Annotated in this window: 20 protein-coding genes, 1 tRNA gene and 1 pseudogene; 14 read left to right on the forward strand and 8 right to left on the reverse strand. The window is 65.8% G+C overall.

What is annotated here, in order from left to right:
• Positions 1–44: 44 nt before the first annotated feature.
• From NMQ03_RS07815 to NMQ03_RS07830, 4 genes are all read right to left on the reverse strand, one after another.
• On the reverse strand, positions 45–1184 hold the full coding sequence (locus NMQ03_RS07815; RefSeq protein WP_255175098.1) for a bifunctional 2-methylcitrate synthase/citrate synthase: 1140 nt from the start codon (positions 1182–1184) through the stop codon (positions 45–47).
• Between the two features lie 115 nt (positions 1185–1299).
• A complete protein-coding gene (gene prpB / locus NMQ03_RS07820; protein WP_255175099.1) occupies positions 1300–2202 on the reverse strand; it encodes a methylisocitrate lyase in 903 nt (300 codons plus the stop codon).
• Entirely contained in the window at positions 2202–3722 is a 1521-nt protein-coding gene (locus tag NMQ03_RS07825) for an MmgE/PrpD family protein (protein ID WP_255175100.1), read from the reverse strand. The genes prpB and NMQ03_RS07825 overlap by 1 nt, the downstream gene beginning before the upstream one ends.
• Positions 3715–4371, reverse strand: a complete 657-nt coding sequence (locus tag NMQ03_RS07830) for a GntR family transcriptional regulator (RefSeq protein ID WP_255175101.1) — start codon at positions 4369–4371, stop codon at positions 3715–3717. The genes NMQ03_RS07825 and NMQ03_RS07830 overlap by 8 nt, the downstream gene beginning before the upstream one ends.
• A 173-nt stretch (positions 4372–4544) precedes the next feature.
• On the opposite strand from NMQ03_RS07830, the gene NMQ03_RS07835 reads away from it, so the two are divergent.
• On the forward strand, positions 4545–6449 hold the full coding sequence (locus tag NMQ03_RS07835; protein ID WP_255175560.1) for a propionyl-CoA synthetase: 1905 nt from the start codon (positions 4545–4547) through the stop codon (positions 6447–6449).
• A gap of 61 nt (positions 6450–6510) precedes the next feature.
• On the opposite strand, the gene NMQ03_RS07840 is transcribed toward NMQ03_RS07835, so the two are convergent.
• Both NMQ03_RS07840 and NMQ03_RS07845 read right to left on the reverse strand, forming a co-directional pair.
• The gene (locus NMQ03_RS07840) at positions 6511–7224 is read right to left on the reverse strand and encodes a response regulator (RefSeq protein ID WP_255175102.1); all 714 of its coding nucleotides are present in this window, start codon (positions 7222–7224) and stop codon (positions 6511–6513) included.
• Entirely contained in the window at positions 7221–8855 is a 1635-nt protein-coding gene (locus NMQ03_RS07845) for a sensor histidine kinase (RefSeq protein ID WP_255175103.1), read from the reverse strand. Before NMQ03_RS07845 ends, NMQ03_RS07840 begins: the two co-directional genes overlap by 4 nt.
• Before the next feature lie 159 nt (positions 8856–9014).
• Between NMQ03_RS07845 and NMQ03_RS07850 the strand changes: the two genes are divergently transcribed.
• The 10 genes and pseudogenes from NMQ03_RS07850 (at position 9015) to NMQ03_RS07895 (ending at position 18638) form a co-directional block, all read left to right on the forward strand.
• Positions 9015–10358, forward strand: coding sequence for a cation:dicarboxylate symporter family transporter (locus tag NMQ03_RS07850; protein ID WP_255175104.1), 1344 nt, complete (start codon positions 9015–9017; stop codon positions 10356–10358).
• A 231-nt stretch (positions 10359–10589) separates the two neighbouring features.
• Positions 10590–11489: a ParA family protein gene (locus tag NMQ03_RS07855; RefSeq protein WP_255175105.1), complete on the forward strand. Its 900-nt coding sequence runs from the start codon at positions 10590–10592 to the stop codon at positions 11487–11489.
• A 7-nt stretch (positions 11490–11496) separates the two neighbouring features.
• Positions 11497–12312: a ScpA family protein gene (locus tag NMQ03_RS07860; protein ID WP_255175106.1), complete on the forward strand. Its 816-nt coding sequence runs from the start codon at positions 11497–11499 to the stop codon at positions 12310–12312.
• The gene (locus NMQ03_RS07865) at positions 12309–12995 is read left to right on the forward strand and encodes an SMC-Scp complex subunit ScpB (RefSeq protein WP_255175107.1); all 687 of its coding nucleotides are present in this window, start codon (positions 12309–12311) and stop codon (positions 12993–12995) included. Before NMQ03_RS07860 ends, NMQ03_RS07865 begins: the two co-directional genes overlap by 4 nt.
• Before the next feature lie 127 nt (positions 12996–13122).
• A complete protein-coding gene (locus NMQ03_RS07870; protein WP_255175108.1) occupies positions 13123–14331 on the forward strand; it encodes a pseudouridine synthase in 1209 nt (402 codons plus the stop codon).
• Positions 14332–14334: 3 nt separating this feature from the next.
• Entirely contained in the window at positions 14335–15444 is a 1110-nt protein-coding gene (locus NMQ03_RS07875) for a prephenate dehydrogenase (RefSeq protein WP_255175109.1), read from the forward strand.
• Positions 15444–16157, forward strand: coding sequence for a (d)CMP kinase (cmk, locus tag NMQ03_RS07880; RefSeq protein ID WP_255175110.1), 714 nt, complete (start codon positions 15444–15446; stop codon positions 16155–16157). Before NMQ03_RS07875 ends, cmk begins: the two co-directional genes overlap by 1 nt.
• Positions 16150–16867 (forward strand): annotated as a pseudogene (locus tag NMQ03_RS07885) (lysophospholipid acyltransferase family protein). Before cmk ends, NMQ03_RS07885 begins: the two are co-directional and overlap by 8 nt.
• A gap of 10 nt (positions 16868–16877) precedes the next feature.
• Positions 16878–18425 (forward strand): ribosome biogenesis GTPase Der, encoded by a 1548-nt coding sequence (der, locus tag NMQ03_RS07890; RefSeq protein WP_255175112.1) that lies wholly within the window; start codon positions 16878–16880, stop codon positions 18423–18425.
• 136 nt (positions 18426–18561) lie between these two features.
• A tRNA-Pro gene (locus NMQ03_RS07895) sits at positions 18562–18638 on the forward strand.
• Between the two features lie 106 nt (positions 18639–18744).
• Here the strand turns inward: NMQ03_RS07895 and NMQ03_RS07900 are convergent.
• A complete protein-coding gene (locus tag NMQ03_RS07900; protein ID WP_255175113.1) occupies positions 18745–19932 on the reverse strand; it encodes a site-specific integrase in 1188 nt (395 codons plus the stop codon).
• Positions 19929–20624: a hypothetical protein gene (locus NMQ03_RS07905; RefSeq protein ID WP_255175114.1), complete on the reverse strand. Its 696-nt coding sequence runs from the start codon at positions 20622–20624 to the stop codon at positions 19929–19931. Before NMQ03_RS07905 ends, NMQ03_RS07900 begins: the two co-directional genes overlap by 4 nt.
• 164 nt (positions 20625–20788) lie before the next feature.
• On the opposite strand from NMQ03_RS07905, the gene NMQ03_RS21125 reads away from it, so the two are divergent.
• The 3 genes from NMQ03_RS21125 (at position 20789) to NMQ03_RS07920 (ending at position 22577) form a co-directional block, all read left to right on the forward strand.
• The gene (locus tag NMQ03_RS21125) at positions 20789–20914 is read left to right on the forward strand and encodes a hypothetical protein (RefSeq protein ID WP_369693216.1); all 126 of its coding nucleotides are present in this window, start codon (positions 20789–20791) and stop codon (positions 20912–20914) included.
• An 86-nt stretch (positions 20915–21000) separates the two neighbouring features.
• Positions 21001–21162, forward strand: coding sequence for a hypothetical protein (locus tag NMQ03_RS07915; RefSeq protein WP_255175116.1), 162 nt, complete (start codon positions 21001–21003; stop codon positions 21160–21162).
• Positions 21159–22577, forward strand: a complete 1419-nt coding sequence (locus NMQ03_RS07920) for a DUF3631 domain-containing protein (protein WP_255175117.1) — start codon at positions 21159–21161, stop codon at positions 22575–22577. Before NMQ03_RS07915 ends, NMQ03_RS07920 begins: the two co-directional genes overlap by 4 nt.
• Positions 22578–22906 lie beyond the last annotated feature (329 nt).

Genomic DNA, 22906 nt, shown 5'->3' on the forward strand with positions numbered 1-22906 from the left:
CAGGCACCGAAGTGCCCCCCGCCGTCGCACGTTCCTGCCAAACGCTAGGGCAGGTGCCGTTCCTCCACCCCGTTGTATTCGCTCAGGGGCCGGATCAGCGAGTTGGCGTCCAGCTGCTCCATGATGTGCGCGGTCCAACCAGTGATCCGGCTGGCCACGAACAGGGGCGTGAACGTGGGCGTATCGAAGCCCATCAGGTGGTACGTGGGCCCGGCAGGGTAGTCCAGGTTCGGCTTGATGGCCTTCGCCTCGTCCATCGCCGTTTCCAGGCCGTTGTAGAGTCCCAGCAGCTCGGGACGGCCGTAGTGGGCGATCATCTTGTCCAGGGCCGCCTTCATGGTGGGAACCCGGGAATCGCCGTGCTTGTAGACGCGGTGGCCGAACCCCATGACCTTCTTCTTCTGCGCCAGGGCGTCCTCCATCCAGGCCTTCGCCCGTGCCGCTGCTTCCTCGAGGGACTCTTCCTGCCGGATGCCGATCTCGTCGAAGGTGTGCATCACGGCTTCGTTCGCGCCGCCATGCAATGGACCCTTGAGTGCCCCAATCGCTCCGGTCACTGCCGAATGCAGGTCAGACAGCGTCGAGGTGATCACCCGGGCCGTGAAGGTGGACGCGTTGAAGGAGTGCTCGGCATAGAGGATCATCGAGACGTTGAAGGCCTCCACCACCTCGGGCACCTGTTCCTCCCCGAAGGCCATCCACAGGAAGTTCGCCGAATAGCCCAGGTCATCGCGCGGCTCCACGAGCTCCTGGCCGTGGCGGCGGCGCTGGTCGTAGGCCACGACGGCCGGCATGGCGGCGAACAGGTCCACGGCTTTGGCCATGTTGGCCTCCCGCGAGGAGTCCTCGGCCAACGGGTGCCGGGCACCCATCACCGAGGCCGCGGTCCGGCAGACATCCATCGGGTGCGAGGTCACCGGCAAGGCATCAATGACCTGCTTGACCACCGGGTCAAGGGCGCGTCCGGCGCGTTCCCGCGCGGTGAACTCCGCCAGCTGCTCTTTGGTGGGCAGTTCGCCGTTCCATAGCAGGTAGGCCACTTCCTCAAAGCTGCACCGGGCGGCCAGTTCCTGGACGGGGTAGCCGCGGTAGAGCAGGGAGTTGGTGTCAGGGTTGACCTTGGAGACGGCGGTGTAGTCCACCACGACGCCGGCGAGGCCCTTTTTGATCTCATTTTCAGCCATGCTGAAACTCCTTTGTTCCTAAAGCCTGTGTTCCTGAAGCCGGTATTCCCAAGGCCTTGCTCCAACGGCCTTGTCCGGCAGATGCCGGCGTCCGGCGTGGTGTGCGGGCGGGATGTCAGCTTCCGGGGATCCGGAAATTGAACACCCCGGTGTCAAAGTGGTTGTAGGCCTCATAGTCAACGAGGTCGTAAAGCCGGGCACGGGTCAGCATGCTTGGAACCTGTGCCTCCTGGGTGCCGTCGGATTTGATCGATTCCAGAGTACGCTCAGCAGCGCCCATGGCACTACGGAGCAGCGTCACCGGGTAGATGACCATGTTGACGCCCACGCCCGCAAGTTCATCCACGGTGAAGAGTGCGCTCTTGCCGAACTCGGTCATGTTGGCCAGGATCGGCACGTCCACCGCGTCCCGGATGGCCTTGAACTCGCCCAGGTCCTTCATGGCCTCGGGGAAGATTGCATCCGCGCCGGCTTCAACCAGGGCTTTGGCTCGCTGCTGCGCCGCCTCCAGCCCATCGGTGGCCCGGATGTCGGTGCGGGCCATGATGAGGAAGTTTGGGTCGCGGCGGGCGTCGGCGGCGGCCCTGATCCGCTTGGTGGCGGTGTCCAGGTCCACCACGTTCTTGCCGTCCAGATGGCCGCAGCGCTTGGGGTTGAACTGGTCTTCGATGTGGCATCCGGCCAGGCCGGCGTTCTCCAGCTCCTGCACGGTGCGGGCCACGTTCATCGGTTCACCGAAGCCGGTGTCGGCGTCGACGATCGAGGGCAGGTCCGTCATGCGGGCGATCTGCCCCGCCCGGGTGGCCACCTCGGTCAGCGTGGTCAGGCCGATGTCCGGCAGGCCCAGGTCGTTGGCCAGGACGGCGCCGGAGATGTAGACGCCGGCGAAGCCCTTCTCCTCGATCAGCCGGGCGGACAGCGGGTTGAATGCGCCCGGGAACTGCTGGATGGTCCCGGAGGACAGCAGCTCCCGGAACCGGATCCGCTTCTGCTCCGGGGTGGTCTTCGAATACAGCATCAGAAGAGTCCCTTCGGTGCCGCCGCCAGGTCGATGACGCCGGGGGCGGCGGTGATGTTGAGCTGGTCCAGCTCACCGGCGGCGAGCTCGGGGAGGCGTTCGACGGCGGCCAGGAACCTTTCGATCTCGGCTTCCTCCACCAGCCCCGCGGCGAGGGTGCGGAACTTGTTGACGTACTGCTCGCGGGCGAACGGGCGGGCGCCGAGGGGGTGGGCGTCGGCGACGGCGATCTGGTCGGTGATGACGGTGCCGTCCTTGAGCGTGATTTCCACGGAGCCGCCGAAGGCTTTCTCGGCAATGTCGAGGGAGTGGTAGCGGCGGGTCCATTCCGGATCCTCCACCGTGGTGACCTTGTGCCACAGCTCCACGGTGTCCGGGCGTGCGGCGCGGGCCGGGGCGTAGGAGTCCACGTGGTGCCAGGCGCCGTCCTGCAGGGCGACCGTGAAGATGTAGGGGATGGAGTGGTCCAGGGTTTCCCGGCTGGCGGTGGGGCTGTACTTTTGGGGGTCGTTGGCGCCGGAGCCGATCACGTAGTGGGTGTGGTGGCTGGTCTTGATCAGCACGGATTCGACGTTGGCCGGGTCGGTCACCTCGGGGTGTTCCCGGTGGAGCTTGCGGGCCAGGTCGATCCAGGCCTGCGCCTGGTATTCGGCGGAGTGTTCCTTGGTGTATGTGTCCAGGATGGCACGCTTGGCTTCGCCCGGAGTGGGGAGCGGGACCATGTAGGACGCGTCCGGACCGTCAAGCATCCAGGCGATGACGCCGTCTTCGCCTTCGTAGATCGGCACGGGTGAAGTCTGGCCGCGCATGGCCCGGTCCGCGGACTCGATGGCCATCTTGCCGGCAAACGCCGGGGCATGGGCCTTCCAGGTGGAGATCTCGCCCTTGCGGGACTGCCGGGTTGCGGTGGTGGTGTGCAGTGCCTGCCCGACCGACTGGAAAATGGTCTCGACGTCGAGGCCCAGCAGGGTGCCGATGCCGGCGGCGGCCGAGGGACCCAAGTGGGCTACGTGGTCGATCTTGTGCTTGTGCAGGCAGATGGCCTTGACCAGGTTGACCTGGATCTCATAGCCGGTGGCGATGCCGCGGATGAGGGCGTGCCCGCTGGCCCCAACGTGCTGGGCCACGGCGAGGATCGGGGGAATGTTGTCACCGGGGTGGGAGTAGTCGGCGGCGAGGAACGTGTCGTGGTAGTCGAGTTCCCGTACAGCCACGCCGTTGGCCCAGGCAGCCCATTCCGGTGCAACCCGTTCCTCGATGCCGAAGACCTTGGAGCCCTTGCCGCCGGTGCTGGGACCATGGGTGAGCGCCTGGGCCCGGGCTGCGACGATCGGGGCGCGGTTAAGGGAAGCAATGGCCACCGAGGCGTTGTCGATGACGCGGTTGATGACCATGTCAGTGACTTCGTCGGAGACGGCCACGGGATCGGCGGCGACCTGGGCGATCTTGTAGGCGAGCTGGTCCTCGCGGGGCAGGTTCTCTTCGCTCTTGTAGACGCGGACGTGGTGTTCCTTAACCATGGTGCTCCTTCGGATGGGATGCGTGGATTGCTTTGACGTGGGAGAGGCTTCGGTGCAGGTGGACGATCGTCGCCGCCTCGGCGAGCTTCGGGTTGCCTGCCGCGATGGCCTCGGCGATGGCGGCGTGTTCGGCTGCTGCGGCGGTGAGGCGGCGGGCGTCGTCCGCTGCGAGCCGTCGGATCCGGACCAGGTGCACGCGCAGGCTTCGCATGGCCTGGGCCAGGTAGGAGTTGGAGATGGCGGCGTCGATGGCTGTGTCCAGCCTGCCCACCAGTTCGTAATAGTCATGCAGGGCGGGGTCCCCGCCGCTGATCAGCGCGGGGGCATTGAGCAGTTCGCGCTGCAGGTGCTCGAACGTGGCAGCGTCACCGCGCCGGGCGGCCAGGGCGGCGGCCTTGCCCTCAAGGGTTTCGCGCAGTTCGAACAGTTCGTCGATGTCCTCGAGGGAGATGTCGGTGACCACGACGCCGCGGCCGCCCGCCGTCGTCAGCCCTTCCGCCGTCAGGCGGCCAAGTGCTTCGCGGAGGGGCGTGCGCGACACACCAAGGCGTTCGGACTGTTCCACCTCGGCCAGGACGGTACCGGGAGCGAGGCGCCATTCGATGATGTCGTCCCGCAGGGCCGCGTAGGCCTTGTCGCTGGCGCGCATGCTGCTCTCCTTCCTCAGTGACAGCATCAGTGTATACACAAGCGGGAGTAGATAACAGCAAAACGCGCAAACCTTTAGACTTCAGCAAAAGTTTGTATACACAGCCCTTGTGGCTGGCACACTCTGCCCGCTACCATGAGCTGCATCACAACGTCGTGGACGGGATACCCCTCATGGTCACCAAAAGCTACCGGGACAGCTACCAGCGCAGCCTCGAACAGCCCGAAGATTTTTGGCTGGAGGCAGCGCAGAAGATTTCCTGGACCTCTCCACCGGGGCGGGCCCTGGACTCCAGCCGGGCACCGCTTTACAGCTGGTTCCCCGACGGCGCCCTGAATACCTGCTATAACGCGCTGGACCGGCACGTCGCCGAGGGCCGCGGAGGGCAGGATGCCCTCATCCATGACTCCGCCATGCTGGGTACACAGCAGCGCTACACCTACGCGGAACTGACGGACCTCGTGGCCCGCTTTGCCGGCGTGCTGCGGCGCCACGGCGTTGGCAAGGGCGACCGCGTGGTGATCTACATGCCCATGATCCCGGAAGCCGCCATCGCCATGCTGGCCACTGCCCGGCTGGGTGCGGTCCACTCGGTGGTCTTTGGCGGCTTCGCGCCCAAGGAGCTCGCCGCGCGCATCCGCGATGCCGCCCCCGCCGCCGTGGTCACAGCCTCCGGCGGGATCGAGCCGGCCCGGCGCATCGAATACCTGCCGGCGGTCGCGGAGGCCCTCGGGCTGGCCGGCGCGCCCGGCATTCCCGTGGTGTTCAAGGCGCGCGACGGCTTCGCGTCGGCGGCCGGGGACCATGCTGGGTGGCTGGACTGGGATTCGGCCATGGCTTCGGCCGACCCCGTGGCCCCTGTCGCCGTGCAGGCCACGGACCCGCTGTATATCCTCTACACCTCCGGAACAACGGGCGCGCCCAAGGGCGTGGTGCGGGACAACGGAGGGCACGCCGTCGCCCTGCGCTGGACGCTGGAAAACATTTACGGCATCGGCCCCGGCGACGTGATGTGGACGGCGTCCGACGTTGGCTGGGTGGTGGGGCACTCATACATCGTTTATGGTCCGTTGCTGGCCGGAGCCACCACCGTGATGTACGAGGGCAAGCCGGTGGGCACTCCCGACGCCGGGGCGTTCTGGCGCGTGGTCCAGGACCATAAGGTCAACGTGCTGTTCACCGCTCCCACGGCACTGCGGGCCATCCGCAAGGCCGATCCGGAGGCATCGTTGCTGCAAAACTACGACGTCTCCAGCCTGCAGACGCTGTTCGCCGCCGGCGAGCGGCTGGACACGGACACGTTCCATTGGGCATCCCGGGTTTTGGGCGTGCCCGTGGTGGACCACTGGTGGCAGACCGAGACAGGTTGGGCCATTTGCGCCAATCCGCGTGGACTGGAGCCATTGCCCATCAAAGCCGGCTCCCCGAGCGTTCCGATGCCCGGGTTCCGGCTGCGGATCCTCGACGGCGCGGGCGGGGAAGTGGAGCCCGGCACCGAAGGCAACATCGTCCTGGAGCTGCCGTTACCGCCGGGCACCCTCACCACCCTGTGGGGAAACGATGAACGCTTCATCTCGTCCTACCTGCAAGCCTTCGAGGGGTGCTACGCAACGGGCGATTCGGGCTACCGCGACGAGGACGGGTACCTGTTCGTCATGGGCCGCACCGACGACATCATCAATGTTGCCGGACACCGGCTGTCCACCGGCGCCATGGAGCAGGTGATCGGCCAGCACCCGGCGGTTGCCGAGTGCGCCGTGATCGGCCTCGCCGACCCCCTCAAGGGCCAGCGCCCCAGCGGCTACGTGGTGCTCAAATCCGGCGTCGACATCCCCGAAGACGTCCTGGCCAAGGATCTTGTGGCACTGGTCCGGCGGGACATTGGTGCGGTTGCGGACTTCAAGCATGTGACGGTGGTGGACGCGCTGCCCAAGACCCGGTCGGGGAAGATCCTCCGCAAGACCATGCGCCAGATCGCAGACGGCGAGGAGTACACGGTGCCCTCCACCATTGAGGATCCCGGGGTCATTGACCAGCTGATCGGCGCCCTTCGGGTGGGCGGGGCAGAAGCGCGCTGACGGTCAAGGCGGGGCGTCCAGCCTTCGCACGTACAACCCCCGCACGTTTAATCCCGGCGCGTCAGCGCGCGTTCCAGCGGTACTCGTTCTCCGGCCTCCCCGGGGTGCCGTAGCGGGCGGTCCGGGAAACGGTGCCGGCGTCGGCAAGGTATTCCAGATAGCGCCGCGCAGTTACCCGGGACATGCCCAGGGCATCCATGACCTCGGTGGCGGACACTGCCTCGGGCTGCCGGCGCAGGAACTCCTGGACCGAGCCGAGCGTCGAGGTGGACAGGCCCTTGGGAAGCGGAAGTTCGGACGGCGCACGGAGGCTCGCAAAAGCCTGGTCCACCTCGCTTTGTGAGGCACCCCCCTTGCCCGGACCGCCGTGGGAACCCGCCAGCTGCTGCCGGAACTGGCGGTAGTTTTCCAGCTTGTCCGAGAACGTAGCGAACGTGAAGGGCTTGATCAGGTACTGGACCACGCCGATGGCGACGGCGCTGCGGACGATTGCCAGCTCGCGCACGGCGGTGATGGCGATGATGTCCGCGAGGATCCCGGCGGAGCGCATGCGCCGGGCGATGTCCAGGCCATGCAGGTCGGGCAGGTTCATATCCAGCAGGACCAGTTCCACCGGCTCTCCCGCAGCCACGAATTCATTGAGGAGCCGCAGGGCGGACTGGCCATCGGGTGCAGTCCCCGCGAGCTCAAACCCTTCCAGCCGCCCCACGTACGCGGCATGGGCCGCGGAAGCGATGGCCTCGTCTTCGACGACGAGGACCCGGATGTTGCTCACTGTCTGTGCTCCTTATCCGCGGACAACGCCGCAGGCAGGAATACTTCGAACTTGGCGCCGCGCCGGCCGTTAATGGCCAGCGTACCGCCCAAACGCTGCACAGCCTGCCGGACCAGCGCCAGTCCAATGCCCCGGCCCCCCATCCCCGCGGGCTTGGTGCTGAATCCATGCCGGAAGATCTTTTCCGAGTCCGCAGGGTCGATGGCCGCCCCGGAATCGTTGACGGCCATGTCCAGTCCTTCCTCGTCCGCCTCCAGCGTCAGCACCACCCGCCGCGGAGGGGGTGCGTCGGCAGCAGCATCAATCGCGTTGTCCAGCAGGTTGCCCAGGATAGTCACCAAGTCCTGGACGGCCACCCCGGGTGCGGCGCCGGATCCGAGGGTGGAAACATCCAGTTGGACGCCGCGCTCGTGGGCCTCGGCCACCTTGCCCATGACCAGCGCGCCCACCACCGGTTCATCAATCGAGCTCACCATGTCGTCCGTCAGTTGCTGGCTCATGGCCAGGTCCTGGGTGGCGAAATCGAGGGCTTCGCCTGTCCGGCCAAGCTCCAGGAGCGAGACCATGGTGTGGAGCCGGTTGGCGTGTTCGTGGGTCTGGGCCCGCAGCGCGTCCGAAAGGGTCCGCATGGTCTGCAATTCGTTGCCCAGTGCCTCGATTTCCGTCCGGTCCCTGAGCGTGGCCACTGTTCCGTACACGGGGACCTTCCCTCGCGACCCGGGGGACTCGGGGCCCCGGGCCGGCCCCTGGTTGACCACCAGCACGCGGGAGCCGGTCAGCACCATCTCGTCCTTGGTGGTGCGTCCCGAATCGAACAGGCTGCGCAGCTCGCTGTCCAGGGGGAGGTCTGCCAGGGATGGGGGCCGCGTGGGATCGTTGCTGCCTGTTTCGGCCAGGCCCAGCAGCTCGGCAGCCTGGTCGTTGTACATCACCACGCGCTTTTTGGCATCGATGAGGATCAGCCCTTCGCGCACCGAGTGCAGGACTGATTCGTAGTAAGTGAACAACTGCGCCAGCTGTTCGGGCCCCCAGCCGCGCGTCACCCGTCGCAGATACCTGCCAAGCAGCCACGACGCAAGGGATCCGCCCACCAGCAGGGCGATGCCGACGGCGAGCAGGACCGGCAGGCGGCCGGTGAAGGCCACGTCCACGCTGCGGACGGTTACACCCGCCGCCACCAGCGCCTTCACGGTCCCTTGGGCGTCCTTGACAGGAACGATGGTCCGGACCGAGGGGCCCAGGGTGCCGGCGGTGACTTCGGTGAAGGCCCGGCCCTGCAATGCAGCGTCGATGGAGCCGATGTACGGGCGGCCCAGTTCCTCGTCCCGCGGATGCGTCCAACGGGTCCGGTCAGGAGCCATGATGGTGATGAAATCGATGTGGGCAGCGCTGGTGACGTCCTTGGCGTAAGGCTGCAGCAGGGCGGACGGGTCCGGCGTGGCAGCGGCCTGGAGCACCAGGGGATTGGCGGCGATGGAGGCAGCCACTCCTTCCATGCGGCGCCCCGCTTCGTCATACGTACGGTCCCGGGCGTCCACGTAGGCCGCAGTCCCCACAATGGCGATGAAGGATACGACGATCAGCAGGTTCGCCAGGAAGAGCCGGCGGGCGATACTCCAGCGGTGGATCATGCCTGCCTCCTTCAGAACCCCGGGGGTGCCGCGACCAATATGAACGCAACGGTGAGCTGGATCACGGGGTGCCCAATGATGGATATCACATTGCACGGACGTGTTGAGCCCAGAGACTGCGCCGCAGCGTCTATCAGAATATCCACAAGGAGACACATCATGGCTTCTCAACGAGGAGAGTCGCTCGAGACCGCGACGCCGCGGCGCAAGGGACTGGACAAGTCCCACTACCTTTACATTGCCGTTATCGCCGCCGTCGTCCTCGGCGCGGTGGTTGGCCTGCTCTTCCCGGAGGTGGGCAAGTCCCTCAAGCCCCTGGGAGACGGGTTCGTCAAGCTCATCAAGATGATGATCGCACCGGTCATCTTCTGCACCATCGTCCTGGGCATTGGATCCATCGCCAAGGCAGCCACCGTCGGCAAGGTGGGCGGCCTCGCGCTGGGCTACTTCATCATCATGTCCACCTTCGCGCTGGCCATCGGCCTGGTAGTGGGCAACATCATCCACCCCGGCGAAGGCCTGAAGCTGACGCCCTACGACCCCAACAAGAAGGCCGCCACTGACAGCACCGTGGACTTCCTGATGGGCATCATCCCGGGTGACATCCCTGTCCTGCCCACCCTGCTGGCCGCCATCCTGGTGGGCTTCGCCCTGCAGAAGATGGGCACGCAGGGGACCCCCATCCTCAAGGCCATCGGCCACGCCCAGGGCCTCGTCTTCCGCATCCTCATCATGATCATGTGGCTCGCTCCGATTGGTGCCTTCGGCGCCATCGCCGCCGTCGTCGGTGCAACCGGCGTCCAGGCCATCGTGAGCATGTTCACCCTGATGATCGCCTTCTACATCACCTGCGCACTGTTCATCGTGGTCATCCTGGGCGGCCTCCTCCAGGTCGTTGCCGGCGTGAACATCTTCAAGCTGATGAAGTACCTGGCCCGCGAGTACCTCATCATCTTCTCCACCTCCTCCTCGGAAGCGGCACTGCCCCGCCTGATCGCCAAGATGGAACACCTCGGCGTTTCCAAGCCGGTTGTGGGCGTCACCGTTCCCACGGGCTACTCCTTCAACCTGGACGGAACGGCCATCTACCTGACCATGGCGTCCCTCTTCGTGGCCAACGCCATGGGGACCCCGCTTGACCTCGGCGCCCAGATCTCCCTGCTGGTCTTCATGATCATCGCCTCCAAGGGTGCCGCCGGCGTGACCGGCGCCGGCCTGGCAACCCTCGCAGCAGGCCTGCAGGCACACCGTCCCGAGCTGCTGGGCGGCGTGGGCATGATTGTGGGAATCGACCGGTTCATGTCCGAGGCCCGCGCCCTGACCAACTTCACTGGCAACGCCGTGGCCACGGTCCTGGTGGGCACCTGGGTCAAGGAGATCGACGGCGGCCAGGTTGCCCGCGTCCTCTCCGGCGAAGTCCCCTTCGACGAGCAGACCATGATCGCGGGCCACGGCGAGATGGCACCGAAGGAAGAAGGCGCACGCGAGGCCGCCAAGGCCTAGCTTCTGTCCCAAAGGATACGTAAAACCGCCCCTGCAGCCCTGCTGCGGGGGCGGTTTTGCGTTGCCCTGCAGCTCAACCTTCGACCTCAGCTAGAGGGTCAAGGCTCAACATTCGCGGAAAGTCAAGTTCCGTCGAATACCGTGTCGGGCGCTGTAACCTAGGGAGCAGAACGAACGGCGCTGGTCAGCCAGCGGCAGGAAATCACCGTCATCGAAAGTGTGGACAGATACGTGAGCAGCGAACAGGGTTCAGCAACTCTGGAGGGCACGGAATTCGACCTGGAAAACGCGGTGATGGGCCCCACGGGTCGCCCATACCGCGAGTTCCCGGAACCCGCGCCGCTGTCCTCCCACGGTCCGGCCCGCGTCATCGCCATGGTCAACCAGAAGGGCGGCGTCGGGAAGACCACCTCCACCATTAACCTGGCTGCGGCACTCGCCGAATACGGCCGGCGTGTCCTGCTGGTGGACTTCGACCCCCAGGGTGCGCTGTCGGCGGGCCTGGGCGTGAACCCGCACGAACTCGACCTCACCGTGTACAACGTCCTGATGGACCGCAAGGTGGACATCCGCGACGCCATCCACCAGACCGGCGTCGAGAACGTCGACCTGCTGCTTACCAACATCGACCTCTCCGCGGCGGAAGTGCAGCTGGTGAACGAGGTGGCGCGCGAACAGGTCCTGGACCGTGCGCTGAAGAAGGTCGAAGACGACTACGACGTCGTCCTCATCGACTGCCAGCCGTCCCTGGGCCTCCTGACCGTCAACGCCCTCACCGCGGCCCATGGCGTCATCATCCCGCTCATCTGCGAGTTCTTCGCGCTCCGCGCCGTGGCCCTCCTCGTTGAAACCATCGACAAGGTCCAGGACAGGCTGAACCCGCGGCTGCAGGTGGACGGCGTGCTGGCCACCATGTACGACGCACGCACGCTGCACAGCCGCGAAGTGATCACCCGGCTGGTGGAGGCGTTCGGGGACAAGGTCTTTGAAACCGTGATCAAGCGCTCCATCAAGTTCGCGGATGCCACCGTGGCTGCGGAGCCCATCACCAGCTACGCCGGAAACCATGTGGGTGCTGACGCCTACCGCCGGCTCGCCAAGGAGCTGATCTCCCGCGGCGGCGCACCCTAACCACGCCGTGGCCGAATCCAAACCCGGCTTCGAGGTGCGGCTGGCCAACTTCACGGGTCCGTTCGACCTCCTCCTGGGACTGATCGCCAAGCACCAGCTGGACATCACCGAAGTTGCCATCGCCACGGTCACTGATGAGTTCATCAAGTACATCCGCAGGCTGCAGGAGCTCGGTGAAGAATGGGCCCTGGACGAGGCCAGCGAGTTCCTGGTGATTGCCGCCACCCTGCTTGACCTCAAGGCAGCGCGGCTCCTCCCGGCCGGTGAAGTCGAGGACGACGAGGACATCGCCCTGCTGGAGGCGCGGGACCTCCTGTTTGCCCGGCTGCTACAGTACAAGGCCTTCAAGCAGGTGGCAGGCATCATGGGTGAAACCCTCCACCAGGAGGGCCGCCGCTTTCCACGGCAGGTGGCGCTCGAGGAACATTTCGCAGCCATGCTTCCCGAGCTCGTCTGGAAACATACGCCCCGGCAGTTCGCTGCACTGGCAGAAGCCGCGCTTCGGCCGAAGGTGCCGGCGCAGCCACCGCAGGTTGCCCTCGGCCACCTGCACGGCGGCAATGTCAGCGTCAAGGAGCAGGCCGAAGTGCTGGGCCTCAGGCTCCAGCAGGAGTCACCGCTGACCTTCCGTTCACTGATTGCCGACGCGGAGTCCACGCTGGTGGTGGTGGCCCGGTTCCTGGCCCTGCTGGAGTTGTTCCGGGACCGCGCTGTCTCGTTCGACCAGCTCTCCCCGCTGGCGGACCTTGCCGTCCACTGGACGGCCGACCGCCGGGACTGGTCGGCGGAAAACCTAAGCGAAGAATTCGAGGAGCAACTGTGAACCCGTCGCAGGAAACGCATCAACAGCAGGCCCAACGGGAGGACGTCGCCGAGCACGGTTCCGAATTCGCAGACCTTCCCGGTGGCGCCAAGGCTGCCCTGGAAGCCGTCCTCATGGTCTTGGACGAGCCGGCAACGGAAGAAGAGCTGGCGGCAGGGGTGGGGCTGACGGTGGACTCGGTCCGCGCCCTGCTGGCAGAACTGCAGCGCGATTATAACGGCTATACTGTTAAAGCCCCGGAGGTGGAGAGTGCCAGCAGCGCTGGCATCGGTTCCAGTCCCCGGGGTTTTGAATTGCGGAACATCGCCGGTGGCTGGCGCATCTACTCCCGCACGGAATTTGCCGACATTGTGGGCAAATACGTGCTTGAGGGGCAGACTGCCAGGCTTACCCAGGCGGCGTTGGAAACACTGGCGGTCATCGCGTACCGCCAGCCCGTTTCCCGGGCGCGCGTGTCTGCAATTCGCGGGGTCAATGTTGACTCTGTCGTACGGACGCTGGCCCAGCGCGGGCTGATCGAGGACGCGGGAACAGATCCCGAGTCCGGCGCAATCCTTTACCGGACTACCTCGTATTTCCTCGAACGGATGGGAATCAGTTCAGTGGAGGACCTGCCCCAACTGTCGCCGCACCTTCCGGGGCTCGACGGGATCGCAGAGTTCTACGACGCCGGGACGATGTAGGCAGGACACCCCTGCCCGCAACAGTCCATCCAGCACGGTTATTAATCAGGGCAGACGAAGTCTGCGCGGCTGGCTAAGGTTGTCCTTGGACATCTCAGCTTACCAAAACACATTTGAAGGACGGGTCATGACACAGGCGGGACGCCAGGGTTCACCACGTAACGGTTCGGGACGCGGCGGGAACGAACGCAACAGTTCACAGCGCAACCCGGCACAGGGCGGCAGCTTCAGCGGGGGCTCCCGCGGGGGAGCAGGCAAGCGTGCCTCGGGATTCGGCGGGGACCGCCCGCACCGTGCCCCCAAGCCGCGCGAAGAGCGCTTCATTGACCCCGATCTCGCAGGGGACCAGCAGGGACGCGGAGCCGAGGCCGCCAGGGGTGCCAAGCCGTCGTCGCGCAAGCCCGCGGCCCGCAAGCCCGGTGCCGGGAAAGCTCCCGGAACTCCCGGTGCGCTCAAGCCAAAGCCGCGTACGGGCGCTCCCGGAGCAGCCGCTTCCCGTGCTTTTGGCAGCGAACGCTTTGGCCAGAACCTGGGGCCGGTCCGCAAGCCCGCACGGAAGAAGGGTCCCCGGGGCAACGTTCCCCAGTCCGAACTCCACGATGCCGACGGCGTGCGCCTCCAGAAGGTGATGGCCTCCGCAGGAGTCGCCTCCCGGCGCGTCTGCGAAGAGATGATCGCCGAGGGCCGCGTCGAAGTTGACGGCCAGGTAGTCACCGAACTGGGTGTCCGCGTAGACCCCAAGACTGCCGTGATCCACGTTGACGGGCTGCGGATCCAGCTGGACGAAAACCTGGTCTACATGGTGTTCAACAAGCCCAAGGGCGTGGTGTCCACCATGGAGGACCCCGAGGGCCGGCCCTGCATCAGCGACTTCCTGAAGAACAACAAGAACACCGGGGAACGCCTCTTCCACGTTGGTAAGCTCGACGTCGCCACCGAAGGCCTGCTGCTGCTGACCAACGACGGCGAACTCGCCAACCGGCTCACCCACCCGTCCTACGAGGTTCCCAAGACCTACCTGGTGCAGGTGCGCGGACCGTTCCCGCAGGGCGTCGGCGCCCAGTTGAAGGCCGGCGTCGAGCTGGAGGACGGCTTCGCTTCCGTTGACTCCTTCCGCCTGGTGGACTCCACCCCGGGCCACGTGCTGATTGAGGTTGTGCTCCACTCCGGCAAGAACCGGATTGTCCGGCGCCTCTTCGACGCTGTTGGCTTCCCGGTCCAGCGGCTGGTCCGCGTCAAGGTGGGCCCCATCGGGCTCGGCGACCAGCGCCAGGGCAGTATCCGCAACCTGGGCAAGCAGGAAGTCGGCCACCTGCTGGCATCCGTAGGGCTCTGAGGCATGTCCGCGTTCAAAAGCCAGGGCCGCGGCCACCTGGATGGTCCGGTGGTGGTCATCGGCACCGGGTTGCTGGGCACCAGCATTGGGCTGGGCCTGCGGGGGCGCGGCGTACCCGTGTTCCTTTCGGACCCGTCGCCCACCAACCAGGCGGTGGCCGTGGACATCGGTGCCGGCCGCCCGCTGCCGGAACTGGGCGATACAGCGCCGCAGCTGGTGGTGGTGGCCGCTCCGCCGGACGTCACGGCCGACGTCGTCCTTGCTGCGCTGTCCAACTACCCGGACGCTGTGGTCATCGATATCGCCAGCGTGAAGGCGGACATCCTGGCCCGGCTGCGGGAATCGGGCGTCGACCTGTCCCGCTACGTGGGGACCCACCCCATGGCGGGCCGCGAAAAGTCCGGCCCGGTGGCGGCGCGCGGTGAGCTTTTCACCTCCATGCCCTGGGTGCTCTGCCCCTCGGAGGAGACGTCCGGCGCCGCCCTGCAGGTGGCCCGCTCGCTCGCCTCGGACCTGGGGGCCGTTGTCTCGCAGTTCACGGCGGACGAACACGATGAAGCGGTGGCACTGGTCTCGCACCTGCCCCAGGTGATGTCCTCGCTGCTGGCCAGCCGGCTGCAGGGAACTCCGCTGCATGCGCTGTCCCTGGCAGGCAACGGACTGCGCGACGTCACCAGGATCGCGGCCAGCGACCCCACCCTGTGGGTCCAGATCCTCGGGGGCAACGCGGACAAGGTGGTGGAGATCCTCTACGGTGTCCGGGAAGACCTGAACCGGCTGATTGGAACCCTGGAGAACCCCACCGCACCCGGGGCCCGGCTGGACCTCGCGCAGCTGATCAGCGAGGGCAACGCCGGCCAGGCGCGGATCCCCGGGAAACACGGCGGTCCGCCGCAGGCTTACGCGTGGCTTACCGTCCTGGTGGATGACAAGCCTGGCCAGATCGCCCGGCTGCTCACCGAGATCGGGGAGATTGGTGTCAACCTGGAGGACATGCGGCTTGACCACTCGTCGGGCCAAAACGTGGGTATGGTGGAAATCTCCGTGTTGCCGAACAAGCACGACCACTTGATCGAAGCTCTCAACGACCGCGGATGGCGGGTACTTCAGTAATGACACAGGAACTCCTCGAATCCATGCGCGCCCTGCGCATCGGCCGGTCGCTGGTGGTTGCCATCGACGGGCCTTCAGGCTCCGGAAAGTCGAGCGTGAGCAAGGAAGTTGCCCGCAGGCTCCGGCTGGCCTACCTGGACACCGGCGCCATGTACCGTGCCCTGACCTGGTACTGCTTGACCGAAGGCATCGATCTTGAGGACGGCGCGGCGGTGGAGCAGGCATCCAGGGACTTCGTCCTGGAACTGAGCACCAGCCCCCTGGAGGAATATGTCCGGGTGGGCGGCGTGGACGTCACGGACGCCATCCGAGAGCCGGCCATCTCTTCCGCCGTCAGTGCCGTCGCCACCACCCTGGGCGCCCGGACCGAACTGATCCGGCGGCAGCGGGACCTCATCGAAAAGCACCACCGCCGGATGGTGGTGGAAGGCAGGGACATCACCACCGTCGTCGCGCCCGGAGCCGAGGTGCGCATGCTCCTCACTGCCAGCGAGGAAGCCCGCCTGCGCCGGCGCGGCATCCAGCTGGGCGGAACGCAGAACGCCGAGCAACTGGCGGCCCAGGTCACGCACCGCGATGCCAAGGACTCCACCGTGGTGAACTTCACCCAGGCCGCTTCCGGGGTGGTGACGCTGGACTCCTCGGACCTCGACTTCGAACAGACCGTGGATGCCGCCCTCGTGATCGTTACCAAGGTCCTGAACCGTGACTGACGCCGGGGCCGGCCTGCCGTCCGGGCTGACCACGGCATGGAGCAGGCCGGTGGGCTGGATCCTTGACCACCTGGTCTACCGGACCACCGTGACCGGCAGGACGAATGTCCCCACCGGCGGACCGGTGATCTTCGCAGGGAACCACATCAGCTTCCTTGACGGGCCGGTGATGTTTGGCGCCGCGCCGCGGCCGATGCACATCCTGGTGAAGCAGGAGATGTTCAAGGGTTTCCTTGGCCGCGTGCTCACCGCGTCCGGGCAGCTGCCCGTGGACCGCCGCGGTGACCGTGCAGCGCTCCAGCGCTGCAAGGACGTGCTCGACGCCGGGCGCTGCGTTGGGATTCTTCCGGAAGGGACGCGGGGGAGCGGCGCAGCAGCGGATATCAACGGTGGGGTGGCCTGGCTGGCGCTGAATTCCGGAGCCCCTGTGGTGCCGGTAGCCATCCTGGGCACCCGCCAGGGCGATGAGCACCTGGACTTCGTTCCACCGCCCGGGCGGCGCTTCCACGTCAGCTTCGGATCAGCCCTGACCCTGGCCCGCCGGGCCGGTGAAACCGGCCGTGCTTCAATGGACAGGGCCGCGCAGGACATACGTGCAGCGCTGGCAGGGCACGTCCAGGACACCATCCAACTCAGCGGGCAGCCCCTGCCCTTCGCTGACCATAAAGACTTGACAGCAGTAGCCGGGGACGCCGGCAGATGACCACTAAGGACAGTGCAATGAGCGACACCACCCAGGCTTCCGGGCACCCCGGCGCCGACGACGAATACACCCCCACCGGCACCGACCAGGTTGCAGAGCGCCTGGCGGCGATCGGCGACGACGAAGCCGAGCTCCGCGCCGCCTCCCTCCGGGCCGGCCTGGAGGACTACGAGCTGGACGAGGACGACGCCGCCCTGCTGAGCGGCGAATACGGCGACGAGGACCTCGAAGGTCCCCTCAAGCTGGACCCCGTCCTGGCCATCATCGGACGTCCGAACGTGGGCAAGTCCACCCTGGTGAACCGTATCCTGGGCCGCCGCGAAGCGGTGGTGGAGGATACTCCGGGCGTGACCCGCGACCGCGTGATGTACTCCGCGAACTGGAACGGACGCAACTTCACCCTGGTGGACACCGGGGGATGGGAGCACGACGCCCGCGGTATCCACGCCAGGGTCGCTGAGCAGGCCGAGATGGCCGTGGAACTCGCCGACGCCGTCCTCTTCGTGGTGGACTCCGCCGTCGGTGCCACCGCCACGGACGAAGGCGTCATGAAGATGCTGCGCCGCAGCAAGAAGCCGGTCATCATGGTGGCCAACAAAGTGGACGACTTTGCCCAGGAAGCCGACAGCGCAGCACTGTGGGGCCTTGGCTTCGGTGAGCCCTACCCGGTGTCCGCCCTGCACGGACGCGGCGTGGCCGACCTCCTGGACCACGTCATGGATGTCCTGCCCGAGTTCTCCACCGTTGAAGGCGTGGAACGCTCCGGCGGTCCGCGGCGTATCGCCCTGATCGGCCGCCCGAACGTGGGCAAGTCCTCGCTGCTGAACAAGCTCGCCGGATCCGAGCGCGTGGTGGTGGACAACACCGCCGGCACCACCCGTGATCCCGTGGACGAATTCATCGAACTCGGCGGCCGCACCTGGCGCTTCGTGGACACCGCCGGCATCCGTCGCCGCCAGCACATGGCACAGGGCGCGGACTACTACGCCTCACTCCGGACGCAGGCCGCGCTCGAAAAGGCGGAGGTCGCCGTCGTGCTCCTCGCCGTGGACGAGGTCCTCAGCGAACAGGACGTCCGCATCCTCCAGCTGGCCATCGAGTCCGGCCGCGCCCTTGTCCTGGCCTTCAACAAGTGGGACCTGCTCGACGACGAACGCCGCCGCTACCTCGAGCGCGAAATCGAACAGGACCTGGCACACGTTGACTGGGCGCCGCGGGTCAACATCTCGGCAAAGACCGGCTGGCACAAGGACCGCCTGGTCCCGGCCCTGGACCTGGCACTGGAGAACTGGGACCGGCGCATCCCGACCGGGCGCCTCAACGCCTTCCTGGGCGAGCTGGTCGCCGCACACCCGCACCCGGTCCGCGGCGGCAAGCAGCCCCGTATCCTCTTCGGCACCCAGGCCTCCAGCCGGCCGCCGAAGTTCGTGCTGTTCACCACCGGGTTCCTGGATCCCGGGTACCGCCGGTTCATTACGCGGCGCCTGCGCGAGACCTTCGGATTCGAGGGCACGCCCATCGAGGTGAGCATGCGCGTCCGCGAGAAGCGTGGCCGGAAGCGTTAATTGCGACACACCTTGGGCCGATCACCGGAAAGTGTCACTGGCACCCCTCCGGATCGTGTAAGCTCTTCTAGGTGGTTCGGCCGGACTGCTGATGAAAATCTTCGGGTTTGAGTTCAGCGGAGAACGGCGGAACCAGCGGGCTGTAGCGCAGCTTGGTAGCGCACTTGACTGGGGGTCAAGGGGTCGCAGGTTCAAATCCTGTCAGCCCGACCAAAGAAACCGCAGGTCAGAGGCCGTTTCCGGAGAAATCCGGAGGCGGCCTCTGCTGTTTAACGGGCCGGGTGTAGCAACGGGTGTAGCAACGCCCGGAAATCCATGCTCAGAACCCCATGGCGTCGGACAGCTTGGAGATCGCGGCGCGTGCACTGTCATCGGATGTGTGCCCGTAGATGTCGCCGGTGATGCTCACCGATTGGTGCCCCAGCAGGTCCGACACGGCTTTGATGTTCACTCCTGCTTCCAGCATGGCCGTTGCCGCGGAGTGACGCAGTGAGTGAACGCCCACGTCCTTGAGCCCGGCCCGTGCCGCCGCCGTCTGCACCACCCGGTAAAGATTTCGCGGGTCCACCGGCTGGCCGCTCTCCGTGGTGAAGACGTGCCCGGTGTCCATCCAAGCACTCCCTGCATGCAGCCGCTCCGCGACCTGGGCCTTCCGCTGCGCCGTCAGCAGGACAGCTGTGACGGGGGAGACCGGCAGCACCCGGCGGGACCGATCCGTCTTGGGTTCCGTCACCGTGAGCTTTCCGCCGATACGGGAGAGGGTGCCCCTGACCTTTAGTATTCCGGCATCGAAGTCAACGTCTGCCCAGCGCAATGCCAAGCACTCACCACGGCGGATCCCGGTTGCGGCTATCACTACGAGGGCACTGTGGTACCGGGAGGACTCGGCAGCACTCAGGAGACGGCGAACCTCGGCGGGGGACAGATGCCGCGCTTCGGTGCGCTCGACCCCGGGCCGACGTATCACCGCCGCTGGATTACGGGCAAGCAGTCCATCCCGGACAGCGCCGTCCAGGGCGGAGCGCAGGACCGTGTACGTGGTCCGGATGGTCGAGTCGGAGAGTGCGCGGACTTCTACTTCGCCGCCGTCCTCCGCCCGCGCTTGGCGTGTCCTGGCCCGGAGGCGGAGGACCAACGCTTCGATGTCTGACGGCTTGAGCTTGTCCAGCCTCAGAGCGCCGAAGGGCTCTGGCATCAAGTGCTTGGCCGCGAGGGTCCGGTATAGCGAACGGGTGGACTCCTTGCGGTCGCTCGCGGCCAGCGTCGTCGCGGCCCAGTGCTGGAGCCACTGGGAAACCGTGGCTTTCGAGTCGCTGACCGGTCGGCCTTCCTCGAGCCGGTCGCTGGCTTCGCGTAGCCTTGTCCGAACCTCGGCGCGGGTCTTGCCGTAGAACACTTTCCTGCTGTTCTTCCCCGTCGCAGGGTCCTCGTAACTGAGTGCCCCGACATAGCGTCCGTCAGATTCGCGCTTGTATATAGAACCTTCGCCGTTTGCCCGTTTGCTCATGGCTGCTGCTGCCTCCTGCCTGGCTTCGCTGACTCCGTGACGTACCCGGCTTCGCGCGCCAATCGTATGTACTTCTCGGACGTACTCTTTGATATTCCTAGGCGTTCGCGGACCGCCTTGAGTGGCGTGCCGTCAATGTGCTGGTTGTAGATCGTGGCGGCTTTGAATATGAGGTCCGGCTTGACCGCGTTAGAGCGCCGTTCAATGCTCCGCGCAGTTCGGCGCTGCGTGGGCTGGTCCGCTGTGAGCGAGTGCAGTTGTGTGAAGTACTCGATCGCGCGTCGCCGAACGCGGTCAATCTCGGCGTGTTTGAACAATCCCGTCGTCATGTCTTCCGTCGTCGGCGACTCTCCAGCCGCGGGGTCTTCAGTGATGGAGAACTGAACGCCCACGCACCGCACAGCTGTGTCCCAGGCAGCGAAGGTGTACCAGACGTGAAGCGTCAGACCTGACTCGCCTGTGCGTGCACGCTCAATAGCGCCGAGGAGGTCTCTGGGGTCTTCTGCGGCACCTTTAAGCCGGACGCGGTCGATGACCTCAAATCCTCCGGGGAAGGGCACGCCCTCGATGGGGACCCACTTGCGGGGTGCTTCGGGGTCAGGCCATAGCTCAAGGACAAGTGGGCGCTCGTGATTTTTCGTCGGTTGGATCACGCGGCTTTCAAGCTGGTGCCCCTTGGGAAGTGCTTTCACTAATGCTTCCTTTCGTGTGCTTTTAGCTTACGCAGGTTTCAAGCAAGGTGGAAGTACAAGCACATAATGACAAACGAAGGCGGCTACCCATGGAACGTGTACTAGTGACCATAGATGAGGCGGCGACGGCCCTAGGGGTGGGGCGGTCCACCATCTACAAACTGATGAACACCGGGGAGTTGATCCCTGCGAAGATAGGCCGACGGTCGCTACTCACGGCCGAGAGCGTCCGGGCTTACGCAGCCAAGGTCAGCGGGGCGAACGTGGCGGTAGGCGGTGGCCGCGAGTGAGGGCCGCACTTGAACCGTCCATGGGTCTCCGCCGCCGCCAGGCTTCGCTGCGTTGTCCGCCTATGGACTGTGGACGCCGGGACCCTATGGACACCTACCCGGAGGGTTTCCTGGCGGCCCCGGTAGTGATGGGCCTGGAACCGTGGGAATTGCTGGCCGAAGCCAAGCGCCTTGAGCGGGCCGGGTGGTGGCCGTGGGAAATCCGGACGCGGCTCGGTCTGACCTGGGGCGGGGGTGGCAGGCCATGAGGGACCTGTTCGCGGCGTTGACGGATTCGGAGTGGGGCCAAGCCGTTACCCCTGTTACCGCTGTTGCCGATTACGACACCAGTGGGCGGGCGGTTCATGCCGTGCTGCTGGACGACGTCCAACGGTTCCTTGAGCGGTTCATTGCTTACCCGTCGCCCGAAGCGGCGACCGCCCACGCGCTGTGGATCGCCCACGCCCACCTGATCGAGGCGTTCGAGAACACGCCGCGGCTGGCGTTCCTGTCACCGGAACCCGGCAGCGGCAAGAGCAGATGCATGGAACTGACGGAGGCATTGGTGCCGCGCCCGGTGCTGTCCGTGAACGCAACGGTTGCGTATATCTTCCGCAAGATCAGCGACGAGGCCGGAAAGCCGACCCTGCTTATGGACGAAATCGACGCCGTGTTCAGCGGCGGGAAGTCCGAGAACAACGAGGACTTGCGCGGGCTGCTGAATTCCGGCTACCGAAAGGGCGCGACCGCCGGGCGTGCCGCCATACGCGGCAAGGAAATAGTCACGCAGGAATGGCCGTCGTTCTCCGCTGTGGCGCTGGCTGGCTTGAATCAGCTACCGGACACACTCATGACGCGCTCAATCGTTATTCCCATGAAGCGCCGGCGGCAGGGGCAGCGAGTGGAACCGTACCGCCGCCGGGTCAACGGCCCGGAGGCCGCGGGACTGCTTGACCGGCTGGCGGAATTCGCCACCGAAGTCCGCGCCGAAGTTACCGACGTGTTCCCAGACCTTCCGGAGGGCATCGAAGACCGGGATGCCGATATCTGGGAACCGCTGCTCGCTATCGCGGACGCCGCCGGCGGTCACTGGCCGGACACAGCACGAGCCGCCGCCGTCGTCATGGTTACCAAGTCCAAAGACAAACCGGCCACCCTGGGTATTCGGCTGCTGACCGACATTCGGACCGTCCTGGGCGACCGGGACCGCATTACTACGGCCGGACTCCTTGACGCGCTGCACGGGCTGGAAAACAGCCCATGGGGCAACATCAAGGGCGAACCCATCGACTCCCGGTTCCTGGCGCGGACCCTGGGCAAGTACGAGATACCGACGAACAACACGATCCGGACGGAAGCCGGAACGGCCAAGGGCTACCGGCGGCACGATTTCGCGGACGCTTTTGACAGGTATCTGCCCCCTGTTACCTCTGTTACCGATCCCGGGACGGACGGAAGGGAAGAATATGGCCAGCGTTACCGGAATGACCAAAACAACACACACCTTGACTCAGTCATTCTCAATAGTGTGGGTTTCATTCTCAATAATGAACCTGCTGACGCTGCCGCGCCCGTCTCCCCGGAAATCGGTAACAGCGGTAACAGCAGTAACAGTGAGCGGTGCCTGAAGCACGGTACTCCAGCTCACAAGGGCATGTGCGGGCGCTGCGACGCGGGCGCGTGATGGGTGGCAAGCCGGAGCGTCTAAAGGACGCTCAAGGCCACAAATGGCCAATTACGGGCTACTGGTGCGAGGCGTGCGGAATGCCGCTTCACAGCAGCCTTCTAAGCGGCGGCGTGCATCCATGTTGCGACGATCAACGACACCGCGAGCCCGCGTCGAAAGGCACAACGTGATCCACGCAAGAGATCTTCGGGGTCAACGTCATAACGCCGAGGGGGTACGGGGCGGGGTATCTGCCAGGGATGAGGAAGGTGCCGGGGAGGGGGCGTCCAAATCGCTAGAACTTCTGCAAAGGGACCCCTTTGCCAGCAGTAGTTCATATCCCCCCG

It is taken from the genome of Arthrobacter sp. DNA4 (assembly GCF_024362385.1).
Lineage (GTDB): Bacteria > Actinomycetota > Actinomycetes > Actinomycetales > Micrococcaceae > Arthrobacter.

Excerpts from the sequence above, each read along its gene's own strand:
- NMQ03_RS07815 (WP_255175098.1), bottom strand. The coding sequence starts at position 1,184 with ATGGCTGAAAATGAGATCAAAAAGGGCCTCGCCGGCGTCGTGGTGGAC.
- prpB (WP_255175099.1), bottom strand. The coding sequence starts at position 2,202 with ATGCTGTATTCGAAGACCACCCCGGAGCAGAAGCGGATCCGGTTCCGG.
- NMQ03_RS07825 (WP_255175100.1), bottom strand. The coding sequence starts at position 3,722 with ATGGTTAAGGAACACCACGTCCGCGTCTACAAGAGCGAAGAGAACCTG.
- NMQ03_RS07830 (WP_255175101.1), bottom strand. The coding sequence starts at position 4,371 with ATGCGCGCCAGCGACAAGGCCTACGCGGCCCTGCGGGACGACATCATC.
- NMQ03_RS07835 (WP_255175560.1), top strand. The coding sequence starts at position 4,545 with ATGGTCACCAAAAGCTACCGGGACAGCTACCAGCGCAGCCTCGAACAG.
- NMQ03_RS07845 (WP_255175103.1), bottom strand. The coding sequence starts at position 8,855 with ATGATCCACCGCTGGAGTATCGCCCGCCGGCTCTTCCTGGCGAACCTG.
- NMQ03_RS07850 (WP_255175104.1), top strand. The coding sequence starts at position 9,015 with ATGGCTTCTCAACGAGGAGAGTCGCTCGAGACCGCGACGCCGCGGCGC.
- NMQ03_RS07870 (WP_255175108.1), top strand. The coding sequence starts at position 13,123 with ATGACACAGGCGGGACGCCAGGGTTCACCACGTAACGGTTCGGGACGC.
- NMQ03_RS07875 (WP_255175109.1), top strand. The coding sequence starts at position 14,335 with ATGTCCGCGTTCAAAAGCCAGGGCCGCGGCCACCTGGATGGTCCGGTG.
- cmk (WP_255175110.1), top strand. The coding sequence starts at position 15,444 with ATGACACAGGAACTCCTCGAATCCATGCGCGCCCTGCGCATCGGCCGG.
- der (WP_255175112.1), top strand. The coding sequence starts at position 16,878 with ATGAGCGACACCACCCAGGCTTCCGGGCACCCCGGCGCCGACGACGAA.
- NMQ03_RS07900 (WP_255175113.1), bottom strand. The coding sequence starts at position 19,932 with ATGAGCAAACGGGCAAACGGCGAAGGTTCTATATACAAGCGCGAATCT.
- NMQ03_RS21125 (WP_369693216.1), top strand. The coding sequence starts at position 20,789 with ATGAACACCGGGGAGTTGATCCCTGCGAAGATAGGCCGACGGTCGCTA.
- NMQ03_RS07915 (WP_255175116.1), top strand. The coding sequence starts at position 21,001 with ATGGACACCTACCCGGAGGGTTTCCTGGCGGCCCCGGTAGTGATGGGC.
- NMQ03_RS07920 (WP_255175117.1), top strand. The coding sequence starts at position 21,159 with ATGAGGGACCTGTTCGCGGCGTTGACGGATTCGGAGTGGGGCCAAGCC.